The sequence below is a fragment of the Sphingomonas turrisvirgatae genome (assembly GCF_001721295.1).
GTDB classification, from domain to species: Bacteria; Pseudomonadota; Alphaproteobacteria; order Sphingomonadales; family Sphingomonadaceae; genus Sphingomonas; species Sphingomonas turrisvirgatae.
In genome coordinates this window covers 15,996-31,620 of the sequence record NZ_MDDS01000010.1, presented here as the reverse complement: position 1 = coordinate 31,620, position 15,625 = coordinate 15,996, and the positions used below count along the sequence as shown (strand labels likewise).

Sequence of the window (15,625 nt, the reverse complement as noted above, 5' to 3'; positions counted from 1 at the left end):
AAGCTGTCCGAGCATAATCACAAGATGAATGGTCGCAGGCGAATACCGTGCAGCGATAGCGATGCCGAGAACGACGGACGCAGCGATCCGCTTCTCCGCAACGCCGTCAGTGGCACGATCGACGCTGTGGCGAAGGTTCCTGGTCCCCGAACCGGATACCGCTCGTTATATGGACCGGCGGAACGGATTGCGCGGACTTGGAGCTCTGATGGACTTAGTCAATATTCTTGGTCAACGGCTCCGAGAGATGCTCGCGGAATTCATCCGAATCATGCCTCAGCTTGCGATCGGCTTGCTGATCTTGCTGGTCACCTGGATCGCCGCAAAGTTCGCAAGGCGGATTGCGGACCGTTTGTTAGGACGGACGCATGTTCGTGCAACGCTGATCAATCTCGCCGAGACGCTGGTGAGTGTTGTGATCTGGGTCGTCGGACTCATGATCGCAAGTTCGATTGTGCTGCCCGGGGTGACCCCGGCGAGCCTGCTCGCGGTGGTCGGGCTAGGTTCGGTGGCTGTGGGCTTTGCCTTCAAGGACATTTTCGAGAATTTCCTGGCCGGTGTACTGATCATGCTGAGGCGCAAGATGCGCATTGGCGATGTGATCGAATGCGAGGCTGTCGAGGGCAAGGTCGAGCACATCACGTTGCGGGATACCCATCTTCGACACCTCAGTAACGAGTTGGTGCTGGTGCCGAACGCCTATCTATTCAAGAACCCGGTCAAGATCCTGACGGACGAGGCCACGCGTCGCCACGAAGTCGAAATCGGCGTCGCCAATGACACCGACCTGGACGAAGCAGCGTCGGTCATCGAGGCTGCCGTCCGGTCATCGGAAGGAGTGGATGCGGAGCGTCGCATCGATGTCCTGGCCAAGGAATTTGGCGACAGTTCCATCAACTTTCTTGTTCGCTGGTGGGCGGGGTCCACGCCGTACGAAGCGCACCGATCACGCGATGCGGTCGTGCGCTCGATCAAGCGCGCGCTCGACGAAGCTGGAATAGAGATCCCATTCCCGTATCGCACGCTCACCTTCAAGGAGCCGCTGGCGTTGACGCGAGCGATGAAGCCGCAAGTCGAGCTTGAGAGTTCCGCCCGGCGCGACGACTCGAACGATGCGCCCTAACCGCACTGTCTGCATTCAGGCGCCGCTTTCCTGAGGATGCATGTAACATGCGCGCCGCTATCTCTGGACTGAGCGCAGTGCAGTGAGTTCCTCGTTCTGCGCGCGTGCGACAACGCTCATGCTGCCGTCCGTCTCGAGAACGACGGCCGCGACGGCCTCGATGCATCCAAATCCGGCGCTTCGGATCGCCGCATCGACTTCATCCGCCGTCACGCGCTCCTTCGCCATGGCGCTGCGGCAGTAAACGCCATCTTCGAGCAACAGCCGGGGCTCCGCGCGGACAAGTTTACGGAACCGCGCGCTTGCGATCGAAAGGCGCGATAGCAGCCATTGCAGCAACGCCAGCGCGGCGAAGGCGAGCATGCCTTCCGCAAGCGCGACATCCTTGCTGAGAAGCACTGTGGCCAGCGTCGAGCCGAGCGCCACGGTTACCACCAGGTCAAAGGCATTCAGCTTGGCGAGCGCGCGTTTGCCCGCGATCCGCAGGACGAGAACCATGGCGGCATAGGCGAGCAGGGAGATGACCGCGACACGTAGCAAACCGGGCAGGCTGTCGAAGAACATGAATTGCGAACGCGGCGGCCGCGCTTTCGGTCCTCATGGCGCGGCAATCGGCCACGCATTTTGTTCACTCGGTAATCGGCGGCATGGGCCCGAGTTCGCCAGCTCAGGGCTTGGGGTCTGTCCAGTGCGCACGATATACGGTGCGCACACATTCAAGATCGGCTTCGAACGTCATCGAGGCCTGGCAGCGCGCGAGGGCGTCCGCGGCGCGCATCGCCAACGGCCCATACGCCGATGGCACCATCCCGGCGATTTCGGCGAGCGAGCGCTGGAGCTTGATCGCGACTTCGACGATGCCGGCGCCGTCGCGCGCGATCGGCCGGAACAGGTCGTCGAGCAGATCTTCGATCGCGATCTCGGGCAGCCGAACGCGCTTGCCATCCTTTGCGCCGGTCCGAGCCTGATCGAGCAGCGCGGCCATCACTCGCACACCCGATCCTAGCACGGCGATGCTCGTGCCAGGATCGTTGACCGCAGGCGACAAGGCTCGTGACGCGATCTCGGACAGCACGACCAGCCCAAGCCGGGGGTCGTGATCGAACTGGCGGTGGTGATTGAAGGTGAACGCGTCGCGGATCTCGACGTCGTTCGCCGCATTGCCGCCATCGAGCCAAGCGATCTCGCGGTTCGGGGTCACAAAAGCGCCGGGCGCGATCGAAAGGTCGATCGTACAGCCGAGGCGCGCAGCGACCTTGTCGAGCGCAATGAGATCGATATGCGTGCTGTAACCGATCTTGTCGGTGAATACCGGGCGTCTGCCCCGCCTGGGAGGTATCCCAGCGGGCGCGACGGCAACCCTGTAGCCTGAACGCTCGATTGCGGCGTGTGTGACCTTTTCGACGCGATCGATCGTGTTGCCGACCCGGCCAAAGCTGGACAAATGCCCGATCCAGCGCAGCAACGTGATCACGATGATCGCAATGACGAGGATGGTGCCGGCGTAGAGGATGACTCGACCCGAGGTTCCGTAGATGCCAGTCGACAGCGCGCAAATTCCGACGATCGCGAACAAAAACGCGCCGATGAATGTCGACAGCGCGTTTTGGGCTGTCGAATCCTCGACCAGCAACTGAGTCGCGCGGGGCGTGATGGTGCCACTCGCGGCGGAGAAGGCAGAGACCATCGCGGTCAGCGAGAAGGTCGTAACCGCCAGCATCGACGAAGCCAGGATCCCAAGAATGTTGTCGACCGCGTCCGAGCCGATCTTGGTGCTAAGCTCATAGGGAATGAAGGGCGCCACGAATGCCGCCAGGAGCGCAAGGACAACGGACGACAGGGAAAAGAGGGCGGCGCGGAACCAGATGCGGCGCAGCAGCAGCCGCATCAGCCACCGCCAGCGCGAGGTCATGCCGCTCCCCTCCACGAATCTCTCGTTCATGGAGTGATGTCCTGCCGCCGCAACTGCCTATGATTTCGAATGCGCGTCAGAATGCCCCTTCGCGTTGCAACATCATCGCTGCGAGATCAGCGTTTCGAGACGGCTTGGTCAAGCGGCGTCGTTAGCAATCATCCCGCTGCCAGTCGCCACATCGATCGCATGGGTGCGGGCGGAGCCCTGATATCATCGCCCACAGCAATCTTTTGGCGGCACGGTGGACAGGCTTTGAAGCGGTGAAGTAATGCGCGGCCATGCCGATCATCGCCACGATTATGAACTCGACCACCGGTCAGCCGATCCAGAAAATGTCATTTGGGCGGATGCCCAAACCGTGGGCGTCCTTCAACCTGGCGACAGGTGAGTTGGTCAAAGCGGACCGCGTCGATGTGGGCAAGCCGGCGCCGGGCAAGGTGGTGGTGCCGGTGTCGGTCTGGATTACACCGAAGGGTTGATTTGCGCGGCGCACGCCAGCAGGCGACGTTGTATACGCAGTAGCCGGCGTAGATGCCGCCAAGCCCGAATAGGCTTTGGATTGAAGGAAGCCGGTGAGCCCGGCAAACCCGATCCCCTTGCGGAGCCTGAATCAGATTGCGCCGCGCCCTGACCCTAGGATCGACAAGCAGATTTGGTCGGCTTTTCGAATTCGTCGGCACGAAAACCGATAAAGACTGACGTTGAAGGTTGCATAGGACAAAGCCGTCGACTTTCTCACTGCGCCGTTAGGCCGAGCGTCGCGCTTTACTGCTGATCAACGATGGCTGCAGTATAGCGGCGTTTATTGTCTTTTGTCATTGCCCACGGAGTTGCAGTGACACTAGCCAATCGTGGGTTCGGCGCTCAAGTCGTCATGTCGGCTCATCACCATTACCGGTGAGCGCGGCTTGCGCCACGCGCAGGATCAGCAGGCGCTCCCACTCATCGGGCATCGCCGCGCCCCATGAAAACGCACAGGCCGATCGCTCAAGATCGGAACGGATGTGAGCGGCGACACGCTGCAGCTCATCGACGCGCGGCAAGCGCCCATGCTCGATGCATGCGATCAAATCCGGCGCGATCGTGGTATGCCGCTGGCCCATTCATGCTCCCCTTCGCCGCACAGCTAGGGAGCAAGTCGCTAACGAAAAGGGTGCCGTTCGGCCTTTGCGGTGACCTGAGTCTTCTTGCACGGCGGCCCGCCACGATCGAGGTCCGCGGCTACGCCTTTAACTTCTGTGCTGCCGCATTGAGCTTCTCGCGGTCATTTCCGACCCGCTGGATCAACGTTTCTGCCTGATTACGGCTGATGCCGTGCTTGCGCGCGAAATAGCTGACCTCATAGCCTTCGCCCGCTGCAACCGTGCGACGGTCCGCGCCACCGCGCTTTGCCTTGTTGTCCGCCATGTTCCTCTCTCCTTCGAATGAAAGAATCGACGAGGACTCAACCGGTTCCAGATCAGAGTGCGAGGGTCAGCTGTTCTCGGATTGGCACGCGCGGCGCAATCTCCTCGACACGAAAGCTGCGCGGCGGCAGCGGCTGCAGCAGCTCATGCTCAGGCACGAGCGAATCCAGCCACGCCATGTTCTGCCGGCGCAGCAGCACGGCACCTTGCCGCTCCTGATAGACCATCACGTCGGTATTGGCTTCGATCGTGACCACAGCATAGCTCAGCGGCCAGTCGGCTTCGGCCGGTCGCCATACGCCTGCGAGGTAGAAGAAGTTGCCATCGTCGAGCGTCACGCGAAAGCGTCGGCCATCGTTGCGGACATGGAACTCGCTTGCTGGCACGAGACAGCGCATCAGCGGAAAGCTGCGGCCTTCCGAGCGGATGAACTTGAACGGCTTTTCTCCGCGCTCGATTGGCGCAAGACCCCAGGCGGCATCAACCATCTCGATCTCTTGCGCGTTATCGGGGTTGCGCCGGATGATCGGGCGGCGGCTGCCGAGTGCGGCGTCGGATGCAAAGGGACTTGCTTGCATGGGAAAGAACATAGTGCGAACATCGACACGATGCAAACCGGAGCACGCGTATGTGCAATGACTATAGGCTGATGGTCGATGTGGCCTCGATCATGGAGGACTTCGCCGAGCTCAAGATTCGGATCGACACGCCGGAAGGCAAGCCCAACGTCGCCGCCCGCGAGGACATCAAGATCACCGATGTCGCGCCGATCGTGCGAAGTATCGATGGGGCAGGCCGGGCTGGTGAGCTGGTCAACCGCCGGTGGAGCTGGCCAGGCCCGACGGGAAAGCCGGTCTACAATTTCCGGTCGGAAGATCGGAGCTTCGACTCGCATCGCTGCCTTATCCTTGCCGATGGGTTTTATGAGTTCACCGATTCCGACGACCCAGGCCAAAAGCGGCTCAACAAGTGGCTGTTCACAATGAAGGATCACCGCTGGTTCGCGATTGCTGGGATCTGGCGCGCGCATGAGAAGGTGGGCGAGGCCTTCACAATGCTGACCGCAGATGCCGGGCCGGATGTTGGGCCCTATCACCACCGGCAGATCATCCCGCTAGCGCGCGACCAATGGGCTGACTGGCTGAACCCCGAGGTTCCCGCCGCTGACGTGCTCAAAATCCTCCCCGCTGGAACGCTGATCCCCGAGCAAGTCTATGGGTCGCCGCCCGGCGCTACCCAGCCGGCCCTGCTATGACGATCGCGTTTCCACTCGAGCGCTTCGTCGAGGCGCAGGCCCAAAGCTATGACGGCGCGCTAGCCGAAATCCGGCGCGGCGCGAAACGTTCGCACTGGATGTGGTTCATCTTCCCGCAGCTCGCGGGTCTCGGCCACAGCGAGATGGCGAAGTTCTATGGGATGAGCTCGCTCGATGAAGCTCAAGCCTATCTCAAGCACCCAGTTCTGGGTGCTCGCTATTTCGAATGCGTCGGCGCTTTGCAGGACCTGCGGACCAGCAATCCTGTCGAGGTGTTCGGCGACATTGATGCGATGAAGCTGCGCTCGTCGCTGACGCTGTTCCAGGCTGCGCAGCCGATGATGTTGTTTGGCGCTGCGATCGACCGCTGGTTCGCTGGCGTTGAAGATGGTGAGACGCTGCGACTGCTGGGCCAAAAGCGCTAGCGCCGGATCAGCAATGTCTCGTTGAGGCTACCTGGCACTGCCGCTGCGCGCCGCGCTGCATTGGTGAGGTGCTGCTGGCGAGCTGCGCGGTCAGGTGCGGTAGCGGCAAGGTCGCGTGCGAGCGCTGCCTGGCAGCGGTGCTCGCGCTCGCGCGAAAAGAATATAGCTGGTTCGCCCATCGCTCGTTCCTCTGAGGAATGCAGAACGGCTGCACGGCGGGAAGGATGCAAGGCTCAAGCGGTCCAGGCGGAGATATCGTCCTGCTGGCCGATGAGCGCGAGGCCGTGCGCGATCGAGGTCAGCTCGCCGCCTGCAGCGATGCGGTTCTCGCCAAAGCGGGTTGCGAACAGACGTCGCACGCGCGGGGTCAGCGATGTGCCGCCAGTAAGGAACACGCGATCAATCGCGGCGGGTTCGACGCCTGCGCCGATCAGCGCGCGGTCCACGGCGGCCTCGATCCGGGCAATATCATCCTCGATCCAGCCTTCGAATTCGGCGCGCGTGACATCCGCCTCGATCAGCAGGTCATCGCTTTCGAAATGAAAATGCGCCTCAGCGTCACTCGACAGCGCGCGCTTGAGCCTGCCGACCGAATCGTAGAGCTGATAGCCGAGCTCGCCCTCAATGATCGCGATCATCCGGCCAATGGCATCCGGATCGAGCGCCGCGCGACGCAGCTTTTCGAGCTCTGCTATCGTCCGACGGTTGCGCATCAGTGCAAGGCGCGACCAGTCCGAGAAATCGGTGAACCAGCCGCCGGGGATATCGAGCAGCTTGTCGAACGAGCGATAGCGCCCGCCCTTGCCCAGCATTGGCAGGACGAGATGATCGACGATGCGTTGGTCGAACCGGTCGCCGGCAATGCCCACGCCAGCGTGCGACAAGGGCGTGCAGCGCGGCGTCGTACCCGGCACGCCGATGCGAACAATCGAGAAGTCGCTGGTGCCGCCGCCAAAGTCGGCCACCAGTACCGTGGCCGGTGCATCGAGCCGCGCGGCATAGCTGTAAGCCGCGCCGAGCGGCTCATAGACATAATGGATCTTTGTGCCGAGCACCTCGAACATCGCGTCATAGCGTTGGCGCGCCAGCGCCTCGTCCGGCCGGTGACCGGCATATTCGACAGGGCGGCCAACGACGATCCGGGCGTCCTTGAGGTTTAGCGCGCCGCGCGCGTGCGTCGCCATCTGCGAGAGGAACAGCTGCCCGAGCTGCTCAAAGCGATAGCGCCGCTCGAACACGAAAGCGTGCTCAAATCTCACAGCAGCGGCGACCGACTTGAACGATTGAATGAACCGGCTGCCTTGTGGAAACTCAAGATACTCTTCGATCGCCCACGGACCAGCGGCAACGCCAAGCCCGCCCTGTTCAGCATCGTCCTGCCAGAAGCATAGCGCCGAGCGGAACACTGGGTCAGGGCCAGCGGGTCCATCGAGCTTAAGCAGATCGCAGCGGTCATCCTGCGCTCGTGCAACAACGGAGTTGGTGGTGCCGAAGTCGAATCCAATGGCGAGCGGGGTAGTCATGGTGGCGGCGCCCTACAATGCGACAGCGCGTCGGTCATCCGCCGCGATTCAGCGGGTTGACGAATCTAGCGGCAAGGCGGAACATTATAGGAACATTTGAGTCGTTGTTCCTGATGCTTGCCGCCACCGCCCTTGCTGATACCGATCGTTCGCGCCTGCTCGCGCAGCTGCGCGCCCAGGTCGACGCGCCTTCATCCCGGCGTGCCGAGGCGCTGCCATTTGGCATTGAGACGCTCGACGATCGGTTGGCGGGCGGCGGACTTGATGGTGCCGCGCTCCATGAGGTCAGTGCGGGCTCGCCGACGCTTGGTGATGATGCCGCAGCCACATTGTTCGTCGCCGGCATCGCGGCGCGATTTGCTGAGCAGCCGGGCGGTACAGCGGTTTGGGCGCTCACGCGGCTGGACCTCTACGCGCCAGGCCTTGAGCAAGCGGGGCTGGGGCCAGACCGCCTGCTCTATGCCGAGGCGCGTGACGATGTAATGGCGTTGGCGCTGGCCGAGGACGCGTTGCGCGACGGCAGCTTTGCGGCAGTGATCGCCGAGGTGAAGGTTGCCGACCAAACCGCGACCCGCCGGCTCCAGCTTGCCGCCTGTGATGGCGCGACCCCGATGTTCTTGCTGCGTCGCTGGCGTAAGACCGCGCGTGATCCGCTCGATCAGCTCTCGACCGCGATGACGCGCTGGCGGATCGGCTGCGTCCCATCCGTAAGGCTTCCCCATGCCGGGGTGGGCCGGGCGTGTTGGTCCGTCGAGCTCGCGCGCCAGCGTGGTGGCAATCCATTCTCTCTTATTGTCGAGGCTTGCGATGACACGGGTCGCCTCGCTCTACCTGCCGCAGCTTCCGATCGAGCGATTGCGGCAGATAGAGCGGCCAACCAGGCAGCCTGAGCCGAGCGCCGCGCGAGCGGCGTTGCCCCAGCCGATTGACGATGATCCTGGTGCTTGCTCGGTGCCGCGCGGCGGCGGGTGGCGGCCGGGCGCGCGCTGGGCACGCGACGGGGCGCTGGAGAAGGCCGAGCTTGCTGAGCGCATCGCAAGGCTGCCGGCACACCAGCAGCCGCCGATGCGCGAGATGGGCCGGCGCTCGGAAGCCGCCGAGCACCCGTTCAAGGCAATGCGGCCCGATGAGGGCTCGCCGGGCAACGTTGCGCTGCGCATGGCCGCTGCCCGGCCGGCCGATCGCCCGACCGTGCTGATCGAGCGCATCGGCCAGCGCGAGGTGATCACTTCGGCCTGTCCGCTGGCGAAATCGCTGGGCCTCGTGCCCGGCATGGCGGCCGCACATGCCCGCGCTCTGGTCGGCGATCTTGATGTTCGAGATGCGCAGCGAGATGCGGACCGTGCCTGGCTAGCGCGGCTGGCGCTGCACGCCGTGCGGCACTGGACGCCGGGCGCGAGCGTCAGCGACGACAATGGCTTATGGCTCGACCTTACCGGCACGTCGCATCTGTTTGGCGGCGAAGAACGCTTCTGCCGCAAGCTGCTGCGGTTCCTCGGGCGGCTCGGGTTCAACGCCAATTTGGCGGTGTCAGGCACGCTGGGCGCGTCGCACGCGCTCGCACGCTATGGGGGCGGGAGAATCACGTTACTCCCCTCAGGCCGCGAGGCGGAGCGGCTGGCTGCGCTGCCAATCGCAGCGTTGCGGCTCGAACCTTCCGCGCTGGTGGCTGCCGCCCGGTTCGGGCTGGAACGGATCGGTGACCTCTACACCATGCCGCGCGGTCCGCTTGCGCGACGGCTTGGCCTCTCCACCGTGACGCGGCTTGACCAGGCGCTCGGGCGTGCGCCTGAGCCGCTCGTGCCGGTGGTGCCGTTTGAGGTGCCTGAGGTAACGCGACGTCTGCTCGAGCCAGTCGGTACGGCGGAGAGCATTGCACAGGTGATTGCCGATTTGATCGAAGATCTCGTGCCGCTATTGCAGCAACGCGGTCTGGGCGTGCGCAGCGCGGTGCTGACGGCAGTTCGCGTCGATGCCCAGCGCCAGCGGATCGCGATCGGCGCCTCCCGTGCGACGCGTGACGCTCGCCATCTTGGCCGCATGTTCGCGCTCAGGATGGATCGCATCGACCCTGGACTGGGTATCGAGGAGATGCGGCTGACGGTCACGCAAAGCGAACCGCTCGGCGCGATATCCGCCGCCGGCCTGCTGGCTGAAGAGGGTCGTGGCGTCGACCTCGCACCGGCCATCGATCAGCTGGCCGGGCGAGCCGGGGAGGCGGGCGTATTCCGCATGGCGTGCGAGGAGAGCGACGTGCCGGAACGTGCCGTGCGCCGGATCGCAGCGCTGGCCGCACCGAGCGGTTGGCCAAAGTGGCAGCGGCCCGTGCGCATGCTGTCCCGCCCGGAGCGGCTCACTCACGTCGTCGCCCTATTGCCCGATCATGCGCCGCGTCGATTCACCTGGCGCGGCAAACCTTATCAGGTGGTCGCGGGTGACGGGCCCGAGCGCATCCATGGTGAGTGGTGGCGACGTGATGCCGAGCTCTGGGCGGTGCGCGACTATTTCCGGGTCGAGGTCGAAGGCGGCGAGCGCTTCTGGCTGTTCCGGCGCGGCGATGGCGTCGAGCCTGAGACCGGCGACCTCTCCTGGTACCTCCATGGGCTGTTCGGCTGATGGCCAGCTATGTCGAGCTGCAGGTCACCAGCCACTTCTCGTTCCTGCGCGGCGCGAGCTCGCCCGAGGAGCTGTTCGCCGCCGCTCAGCTGAGTGGTCACTCGGCGCTCGGCCTTGCCGACTGGAACAGCGTCGCGGGCGTCGTGCGTGGATGGGACGGCGAGAAGGCGACCGGCGTGCGCATGATCCCGGGTGCGCGGGTCGAGACGATCGATGGTCGGGCGCTGCTGCTCTACCCCACGGACCGCCCTGCCTGGTCGCGGCTTACCCGCATGCTATCGATCGGCAAGGCACGGGGTGGGAAGGGGCGGTGCCTGCTCAACTGGTCGGAGATCGCCAATCATGCCGAGGGGCAGATCGCGATCCTGCTGCCGGACGAGGCTGATGCGACCACCGCGGCACAACTGGACGATCTTGCCGCGGCGTTCGGCGCCCTTAGCCATTGCGCGCTGTCATATCGGCGGCGACCCAATGACCAGCTGCGATTGCACGCGCTCAATGCCATGGCTGTTGCTGCTGGCGTTCGGGCGGTGGCGACGGGCGACGTCCTCTATCACACCCCCGAGGCTCGTCCGCTGCAGGACGTGGTGACCGCGATCCGGCTCAACACCACGGTCGATGCGTTGGGATATCAACGCGAGCGGTTCATGGACCGGCATCTCAAAAGCCCGGCCGAGATGGAGCGAAGGTTCGCGGCCTTCCCGGATGCAATCCAGGCGAGCGCTGACATCGCTGTGCAATGCCAGTTCAACCTTGGCCAGATCCGCTACCAGTATCCGTACGAGCAGGTGATGGCGGGCAAGACCGCGCAGGAAGCGCTCGCGGAACTTACCTACGAAGCGGCTGCTGCCAAATGGCCGGAGGGCGTGCCCAAACCCTATGCCGATCAGATCGAACACGAGCTGAGGCTCATTGACCAGCTTGGCTATGCGCCATACTTCCTGACGGTTCGCGCGATCGTCGCCGAGAGCCGCCGCCGCGGCATTCTGTGCCAGGGGCGTGGCTCGGCAGCCAACAGCTGCGTATGCTTCCTGCTCGGTATCACCTCGATCGACCCGATCCAGCACGAGTTGCTGTTCGAGCGGTTCGTGAGCGGCGAGCGCAAGGAGCCGCCAGATATCGATGTCGATTTCGAGCACGAGCGGCGCGAAGAGATCATCCAGTGGATTTATGACACTTATGGCCGCGAGCACGCCGCGTTGACGGCGGTGGTCACTCGCTACCGTACGCGGGGTGCCGTCGCCGAGGTCGGCAAGGCGCTGGGCCTGCCGCGCGACCTCACCAAGATGCTGACGGGGCTCGTGTGGGGTTGGTCGATGGACGGAATTTCCGACGAGCAGATCGAGACGCTTCGCCTCAATGCGCAGGATCACCGCCTCAAACTGACGCTGCGCCTTGCTCGCCAACTTATCGGCGCGCCACGACATTTGTCGCAACACCCCGGCGGGTTCGTGCTGACGCAGGACCGGCTCGACGATCTCGTGCCGATCGAGCCTGCGCGAATGGAAAACCGGCAGATCATCGAATGGGACAAGGACGATATCGACCGGCTGCAGTTCATGAAGGTCGATGTGCTGGGGCTTGGCATGCTTGGCTGCATGAACCGCGCCTTCAATCTGCTCGAGCAGGAGAAGGGCATCAAGGTCACTATGGCGGACCTGCAGGACGATGATCCTGAGGTCTACAAGATGATCCAAAAGGCGGATACGCTGGGGGTGTTTCAGATCGAGAGCCGCGCGCAGATGTCGATGCTACCGCGCATGAAGCCGGTGCGCTTCTACGATCTTGTGATCGAGGTCGCGATCGTGCGACCCGGCCCAATCCAGGGCGACATGGTTCATCCTTATCTGCGGCGACGCGAGGGCAAGGAACAACCTGAATATCCACGGCCCGAGCTTCGCGCCGTGCTCGAGAAGACGCTCGGCGTGCCGCTGTTCCAGGAGCAGGCGATGAAGGTCGCCATTGTAGGCGCAGGGTTTACGCCGGCAGAAGCCGATCAGCTGCGCCGCGCGATGGCAACGTTCAAGCTGACCGGCGGCGTCAGCCATTTCTACGACAAGCTGGTCGGCGGCATGGTTGCACGAGGCTACCCGCAAGAATTTGCCGAGCGTACCTTCAAGCAGATCGAAGGGTTCGGCAGCTACGGCTTTCCCGAAAGCCACGCCGCCTCGTTCGCCAAGATTGCCTATGCGTCGTGCTGGATGAAGCATCACCACCCAGATGTGTTCTGTGCTGCGCTGCTCAACGCCCAGCCGATGGGCTTTTATGCGCCGGCGCAGATCGTGCGCGACGCGCGCGAGCATGGCGTGGAGGTGCGACCGGTCTCGATCAATCACAGCCATTGGGACTGCACGCTTGAGGAAACAGGCGGGCGCTATCTCGCAGTGCGTCTGGGGTTTAGGCAGGTGAGGGGACTTGCGAATGTCCATGGCGCGGCGATCGCTGTGGCCCGTGGCGACCTACCGTACGAGAGCGTCGAGGAGGTGTGGCGGCGCGCTGGCGCGCAGCGTGCAGCGATCGAGCGCCTCGCGGAGGCTGATGCGTTCCATTGCCTTGGCGCCGATCGCCGCCAGGGGCTGTGGAAGGTCAAGGGGTTGGGCGAGGTCCCACTGCCGCTGTTCGCTGCTGCCGATGCGCGCGAGGGTGGGTTCTCGCCTGAAGGGCTTGAGCCGGTGGTCACACTCCAGCCGTTGTCCGACGGGCGCGAGGTGGTCGAGGATTATCGCTCGTTACAGCTCTCGCTGCGGGCGCATCCGTTGCAGTTCCTGCGCCAGTCACTGGTGAGGGAAGGGGTAGTCCGGTGCGCGGATCTGGTAGCCATCCGCGATGGCAGGCATGTCGAGGTCGCTGGCGTAATCCTGGTGCGACAGCGGCCGGGCTCAGCACGTGGCGTGTTGTTCATCACCATTGAGGATGAGACCGGGGTCGCCAACGGCATTCTCTGGCCCGATCGCTTCGAGAAGCAGCGCCGCACCGTCATGTCCGCTTCCATGGTGAGCTTGCGCGGGCGGGTGCAGAAGGAAGGGCAGGTGATCCATGTCGTGATCGACCGGGTGATCGATCGCGACGAGATGCTGCGCTCCGTCGGGCGGATGGACTTCCCGCTGAGTTTTGGGGCGGGCGACGGGGCAACGCATCCCGGCGCACCAGACCGCGGTGATCCGGGCTGGAGGTCGCGTGATTTGTATTATCCGGTCTCGCCTGAGGAGAAGGGCAGCAGCGAGATGATCAAGGTGCGCAGCCACGATTTTCATTAAACCGACCAGCGGCCGCCTTACCCGTTCGAGCTCCGCGCGATCACTTCGTTAGCTCAAGCCTTCGCTGGCGCAACCACGGCACGCGCCGCCTCAAGCGGCCGATCAAGGTCCAGTGATTTCACCACCGTGAGTGCGTCGTCGAACCCGGCGCCGCAGAAGGTCGGTACGCCGCGCGCTTCGATCGAGGCAAGCAAGTCACCCTCTGGCCCCGAGCGACAGGAACCATCGACATCGCGAATGAACACGCCTGCTACCCGCGTGCCATAATCTTTGACGGCCTTGGCATAGATGGTGACGTCACGCTGGCCATTGTCGCCTATCAGCAGGAAGCGGAACTCGGGGTAGAAAGCGAGGATCGTCTCGATGGCGGCAAGCTTGTGCTCGTCATGGCCACTGTCGATCAGCTTGTTGGAATCGATGCCATAGTCCTTCAGGAACATCGGGCCGTGCGGGATCGAGTTCAGCTCGAGGAACTCGGTGATGAATCCGTAGAGGTTCCAGGGTGACGACGAGACGTAGAAGAAGGGTCGGGCAGGGGCGACATGGTCGCGCGCGATCATCTTGTAGAGCGAAGCTGCACCCGGCACCGCCAGCCGCTCCTGCGGCCGCTCGACCAGCACGCGCCGCCAGTTCTTCACGAAGTTAGTTGCGCCAGTCTCGACCACCGTGTCGTCGATATCGGAGATGATCCCCCAATGCTGGTCGCTCCCTGGTGCCATGACCGGGACCTGCACGATCGCCTGCTCCGTCTCGCCGTCTGGAACTGACATCGCCACCTGCTCCCACTGCGTCGTTGCAGGAAGCGACTGATCAATCGCCATCTCGAGGTGAAAATAGCCTTCCTCGTCGGTGACCACGTCATGCGCTTGACCATAGCCCTCTATGCGCACGGATACCCCAGGCACTTCCTGGCTATTGTAGATGGCCAGCATCGCCCGCATCCGCGTGAGCAAACCTTCGCCTGCATCGAGCGGCTTGGCATAGCGGACGATGCGGCCCTTCAGGCGGACAGCCGCGGCGCTGCGATAGCCGGCATAGGCCAACAGCCGGACCTTGTCGTCACGGCTGTCTCGGCCGTCCAAAATATCGCTGATCGTGTCGATGTCGCGTTCAAGGTCCGCGATAGTGGAGCGGAGAAGTTTGTTGAGCGACGAACGGACCATTGAGGAGCGAACGGCGAAGTGGCTGCCGGGTTCCTGAGACACGTACATCGACCCCGGCAGCGGCCCGGGAGCTGAAAGGCCGCGATGTTCATGCAGAGTGTAGCGGCGAACTGCTCCCAGGCGACCGAGACGCGACTTTATTCCGCTGCTCTCGACTGATGCTGTGAAGGCCTGTTTCGACTAAAGGTCGGCGGTTACGCCCTATCGACAAGGTCGCTTTCGTCATCGACGGCAAGAACGTTTTCCTCGTCGCCGTCGAGTTGCTCCTGCAAGGCTTCGGCGATCAGATCGAGCTGCTCATAGCTGGCCACGAATTCGACTGCCTCGCCGTCGTCATCCTCAAGGTTGAGGATGTATTCGCCCGTGCCGTTCGGGGTGATAACGAACTGCGACAACACCTTGGCCATGGTTTATGCTCCTGTCTCGACTTTCCGGCCAAACCTATCCTCGCGTGATTGGTTGCGCGGGTGACGGTCGAAAATGCTGCCTGATTCTCGAAGAGGTAGCCAGGAGAGGCGTAACCGTGTGGCCGCTTGTCGAGGCCTTGTGCAGCGCGCAGCTTAGTGCCCGCCCTCCACCCACGCCACGCCGCCATCGTGCAACGCGTTCGCGAGTGCCGCTTCGATCTCGAGCGACTCCCACTGCATCATGGGATTTAGATGATCTACCAGGTGCGGCAGCAAGCGAACGCCGAACCGCTTCACTGCGCCACTCGCCTTGTATCCGGTTTTATGCTGATCGAAGCGCCAGTCCGGGTCGCGCGAGGTCTGCCCTACATATAGGCCCCAACGGCCTGCCTTGGCAGGATCGTGAAGCAGGACAACGTACACCGAATGGAGCGCACCTCGCTGGTTCTTCGTCGTTGCACGAAAGCATCGTGCGATCTGCTCAGCCTTGGCAAGCCACTCAGGCTCTCTCATGTCGGCCTGCGCGCCGTGGTAT

General features: G+C 63.4%; 17 protein-coding genes. 7 read left to right on the top strand and 10 right to left on the bottom strand.

Going from position 1 to position 15,625, the window contains the following annotated elements:
• Window positions 1–28: 28 nt before the first annotated feature.
• Entirely contained in the window at window positions 29–1,123 is a 1,095-nt protein-coding gene (locus BFL28_RS04410) for a mechanosensitive ion channel family protein (protein WP_338152234.1), read from the top strand.
• Between the two features lie 57 nt (window positions 1,124–1,180).
• On the opposite strand, the gene BFL28_RS04405 is transcribed toward BFL28_RS04410, so the two are convergent.
• Together BFL28_RS04405 and BFL28_RS04400 are read right to left on the bottom strand one after the other, a co-directional pair.
• Window positions 1,181–1,687 (bottom strand): DUF421 domain-containing protein, encoded by a 507-nt coding sequence (locus tag BFL28_RS04405; RefSeq protein ID WP_069319398.1) that lies wholly within the window; start codon window positions 1,685–1,687, stop codon window positions 1,181–1,183.
• Window positions 1,688–1,790: 103 nt separating this feature from the next.
• Window positions 1,791–3,065, bottom strand: a complete 1,275-nt coding sequence (locus tag BFL28_RS04400; RefSeq protein WP_206599068.1) for a DUF2254 domain-containing protein — start codon at window positions 3,063–3,065, stop codon at window positions 1,791–1,793.
• 251 nt (window positions 3,066–3,316) lie between these two features.
• Between BFL28_RS04400 and BFL28_RS04395 the strand changes: the two genes are divergently transcribed.
• Complete coding sequence (locus tag BFL28_RS04395) at window positions 3,317–3,517, top strand: hypothetical protein (protein ID WP_069319396.1); 201 nt, start codon at window positions 3,317–3,319, stop codon at window positions 3,515–3,517.
• Between the two features lie 393 nt (window positions 3,518–3,910).
• Here BFL28_RS04395 and BFL28_RS04390 read toward each other — a convergent pair whose 3' ends face one another.
• From BFL28_RS04390 to BFL28_RS04380, 3 genes are all read right to left on the bottom strand, one after another.
• The gene (locus BFL28_RS04390; protein WP_069319395.1) at window positions 3,911–4,141 is read right to left on the bottom strand and encodes a hypothetical protein; all 231 of its coding nucleotides are present in this window, start codon (window positions 4,139–4,141) and stop codon (window positions 3,911–3,913) included.
• 118 nt (window positions 4,142–4,259) lie between these two features.
• Window positions 4,260–4,445, bottom strand: a complete 186-nt coding sequence (locus BFL28_RS04385) for a DUF3606 domain-containing protein (protein WP_069319394.1) — start codon at window positions 4,443–4,445, stop codon at window positions 4,260–4,262.
• Between the two features lie 52 nt (window positions 4,446–4,497).
• Window positions 4,498–5,022 (bottom strand): SOS response-associated peptidase family protein, encoded by a 525-nt coding sequence (locus BFL28_RS04380; protein ID WP_069319432.1) that lies wholly within the window; start codon window positions 5,020–5,022, stop codon window positions 4,498–4,500.
• A 50-nt stretch (window positions 5,023–5,072) separates the two neighbouring features.
• Between BFL28_RS04380 and BFL28_RS04375 the strand changes: the two genes are divergently transcribed.
• Together BFL28_RS04375 and BFL28_RS04370 are read left to right on the top strand one after the other, a co-directional pair.
• On the top strand, window positions 5,073–5,699 hold the full coding sequence (locus BFL28_RS04375; protein WP_069319393.1) for an SOS response-associated peptidase: 627 nt from the start codon (window positions 5,073–5,075) through the stop codon (window positions 5,697–5,699).
• On the top strand, window positions 5,696–6,124 hold the full coding sequence (locus BFL28_RS04370; RefSeq protein WP_069319392.1) for a DUF1810 domain-containing protein: 429 nt from the start codon (window positions 5,696–5,698) through the stop codon (window positions 6,122–6,124). Before BFL28_RS04375 ends, BFL28_RS04370 begins: the two co-directional genes overlap by 4 nt.
• On the opposite strand, the gene BFL28_RS20660 is transcribed toward BFL28_RS04370, so the two are convergent.
• Both BFL28_RS20660 and BFL28_RS04365 read right to left on the bottom strand, forming a co-directional pair.
• On the bottom strand, window positions 6,121–6,303 hold the full coding sequence (locus BFL28_RS20660) for a hypothetical protein (protein ID WP_131818593.1): 183 nt from the start codon (window positions 6,301–6,303) through the stop codon (window positions 6,121–6,123). The genes BFL28_RS04370 and BFL28_RS20660 overlap by 4 nt on opposite strands.
• A 54-nt stretch (window positions 6,304–6,357) precedes the next feature.
• Entirely contained in the window at window positions 6,358–7,647 is a 1,290-nt protein-coding gene (locus BFL28_RS04365) for an Hsp70 family protein (RefSeq protein ID WP_069319391.1), read from the bottom strand.
• 113 nt (window positions 7,648–7,760) lie between these two features.
• On the opposite strand from BFL28_RS04365, the gene BFL28_RS04360 reads away from it, so the two are divergent.
• The 3 genes from BFL28_RS04360 to BFL28_RS04350 are packed head-to-tail and all read left to right on the top strand — an operon-like array spanning window position 7,761 to window position 13,520.
• On the top strand, window positions 7,761–8,537 hold the full coding sequence (locus BFL28_RS04360) for an ImuA family protein (RefSeq protein WP_173655676.1): 777 nt from the start codon (window positions 7,761–7,763) through the stop codon (window positions 8,535–8,537).
• On the top strand, window positions 8,455–10,263 hold the full coding sequence (locus BFL28_RS04355) for a DUF6504 family protein (protein WP_119184536.1): 1,809 nt from the start codon (window positions 8,455–8,457) through the stop codon (window positions 10,261–10,263). Before BFL28_RS04360 ends, BFL28_RS04355 begins: the two co-directional genes overlap by 83 nt.
• The gene (locus BFL28_RS04350; RefSeq protein ID WP_069319390.1) at window positions 10,263–13,520 is read left to right on the top strand and encodes an error-prone DNA polymerase; all 3,258 of its coding nucleotides are present in this window, start codon (window positions 10,263–10,265) and stop codon (window positions 13,518–13,520) included. Before BFL28_RS04355 ends, BFL28_RS04350 begins: the two co-directional genes overlap by 1 nt.
• Before the next feature lie 53 nt (window positions 13,521–13,573).
• On the opposite strand, the gene BFL28_RS04345 is transcribed toward BFL28_RS04350, so the two are convergent.
• The 3 genes from BFL28_RS04345 to BFL28_RS04335 all read right to left on the bottom strand — a co-directional run bounded on the left by BFL28_RS04345 (window position 13,574) and on the right by BFL28_RS04335 (window position 15,603).
• Window positions 13,574–14,725, bottom strand: coding sequence for an App1 family protein (locus BFL28_RS04345; protein WP_173655673.1), 1,152 nt, complete (start codon window positions 14,723–14,725; stop codon window positions 13,574–13,576).
• Between the two features lie 152 nt (window positions 14,726–14,877).
• Window positions 14,878–15,090 carry a hypothetical protein gene (locus BFL28_RS04340; RefSeq protein ID WP_069319388.1) on the bottom strand — a complete coding sequence of 71 codons (213 nt, stop codon included), beginning with the start codon at window positions 15,088–15,090 and terminating at the stop codon, window positions 14,878–14,880.
• A gap of 153 nt (window positions 15,091–15,243) precedes the next feature.
• The gene (locus BFL28_RS04335) at window positions 15,244–15,603 is read right to left on the bottom strand and encodes a GIY-YIG nuclease family protein (RefSeq protein WP_069319387.1); all 360 of its coding nucleotides are present in this window, start codon (window positions 15,601–15,603) and stop codon (window positions 15,244–15,246) included.
• Window positions 15,604–15,625: the final 22 nt, after the last annotated feature.

Coding starts and splice junctions, on each gene's coding strand:
- BFL28_RS04410 (WP_338152234.1), top strand. CDS start 29: ATGGTCGCAGGCGAATACCGTGCAGCGATAGCGATGCCGAGAACGACG.
- BFL28_RS04405 (WP_069319398.1), bottom strand. CDS start 1,687: ATGTTCTTCGACAGCCTGCCCGGTTTGCTACGTGTCGCGGTCATCTCC.
- BFL28_RS04400 (WP_206599068.1), bottom strand. CDS start 3,065: ATGAACGAGAGATTCGTGGAGGGGAGCGGCATGACCTCGCGCTGGCGG.
- BFL28_RS04395 (WP_069319396.1), top strand. CDS start 3,317: ATGCCGATCATCGCCACGATTATGAACTCGACCACCGGTCAGCCGATC.
- BFL28_RS04390 (WP_069319395.1), bottom strand. CDS start 4,141: ATGGGCCAGCGGCATACCACGATCGCGCCGGATTTGATCGCATGCATC.
- BFL28_RS04385 (WP_069319394.1), bottom strand. CDS start 4,445: ATGGCGGACAACAAGGCAAAGCGCGGTGGCGCGGACCGTCGCACGGTT.
- BFL28_RS04380 (WP_069319432.1), bottom strand. CDS start 5,022: ATGCAAGCAAGTCCCTTTGCATCCGACGCCGCACTCGGCAGCCGCCGC.
- BFL28_RS04375 (WP_069319393.1), top strand. CDS start 5,073: ATGTGCAATGACTATAGGCTGATGGTCGATGTGGCCTCGATCATGGAG.
- BFL28_RS04370 (WP_069319392.1), top strand. CDS start 5,696: ATGACGATCGCGTTTCCACTCGAGCGCTTCGTCGAGGCGCAGGCCCAA.
- BFL28_RS20660 (WP_131818593.1), bottom strand. CDS start 6,303: ATGGGCGAACCAGCTATATTCTTTTCGCGCGAGCGCGAGCACCGCTGC.
- BFL28_RS04365 (WP_069319391.1), bottom strand. CDS start 7,647: ATGACTACCCCGCTCGCCATTGGATTCGACTTCGGCACCACCAACTCC.
- BFL28_RS04360 (WP_173655676.1), top strand. CDS start 7,761: ATGCTTGCCGCCACCGCCCTTGCTGATACCGATCGTTCGCGCCTGCTC.
- BFL28_RS04355 (WP_119184536.1), top strand. CDS start 8,455: ATGACACGGGTCGCCTCGCTCTACCTGCCGCAGCTTCCGATCGAGCGA.
- BFL28_RS04350 (WP_069319390.1), top strand. CDS start 10,263: ATGGCCAGCTATGTCGAGCTGCAGGTCACCAGCCACTTCTCGTTCCTG.
- BFL28_RS04340 (WP_069319388.1), bottom strand. CDS start 15,090: ATGGCCAAGGTGTTGTCGCAGTTCGTTATCACCCCGAACGGCACGGGC.
- BFL28_RS04335 (WP_069319387.1), bottom strand. CDS start 15,603: ATGAGAGAGCCTGAGTGGCTTGCCAAGGCTGAGCAGATCGCACGATGC.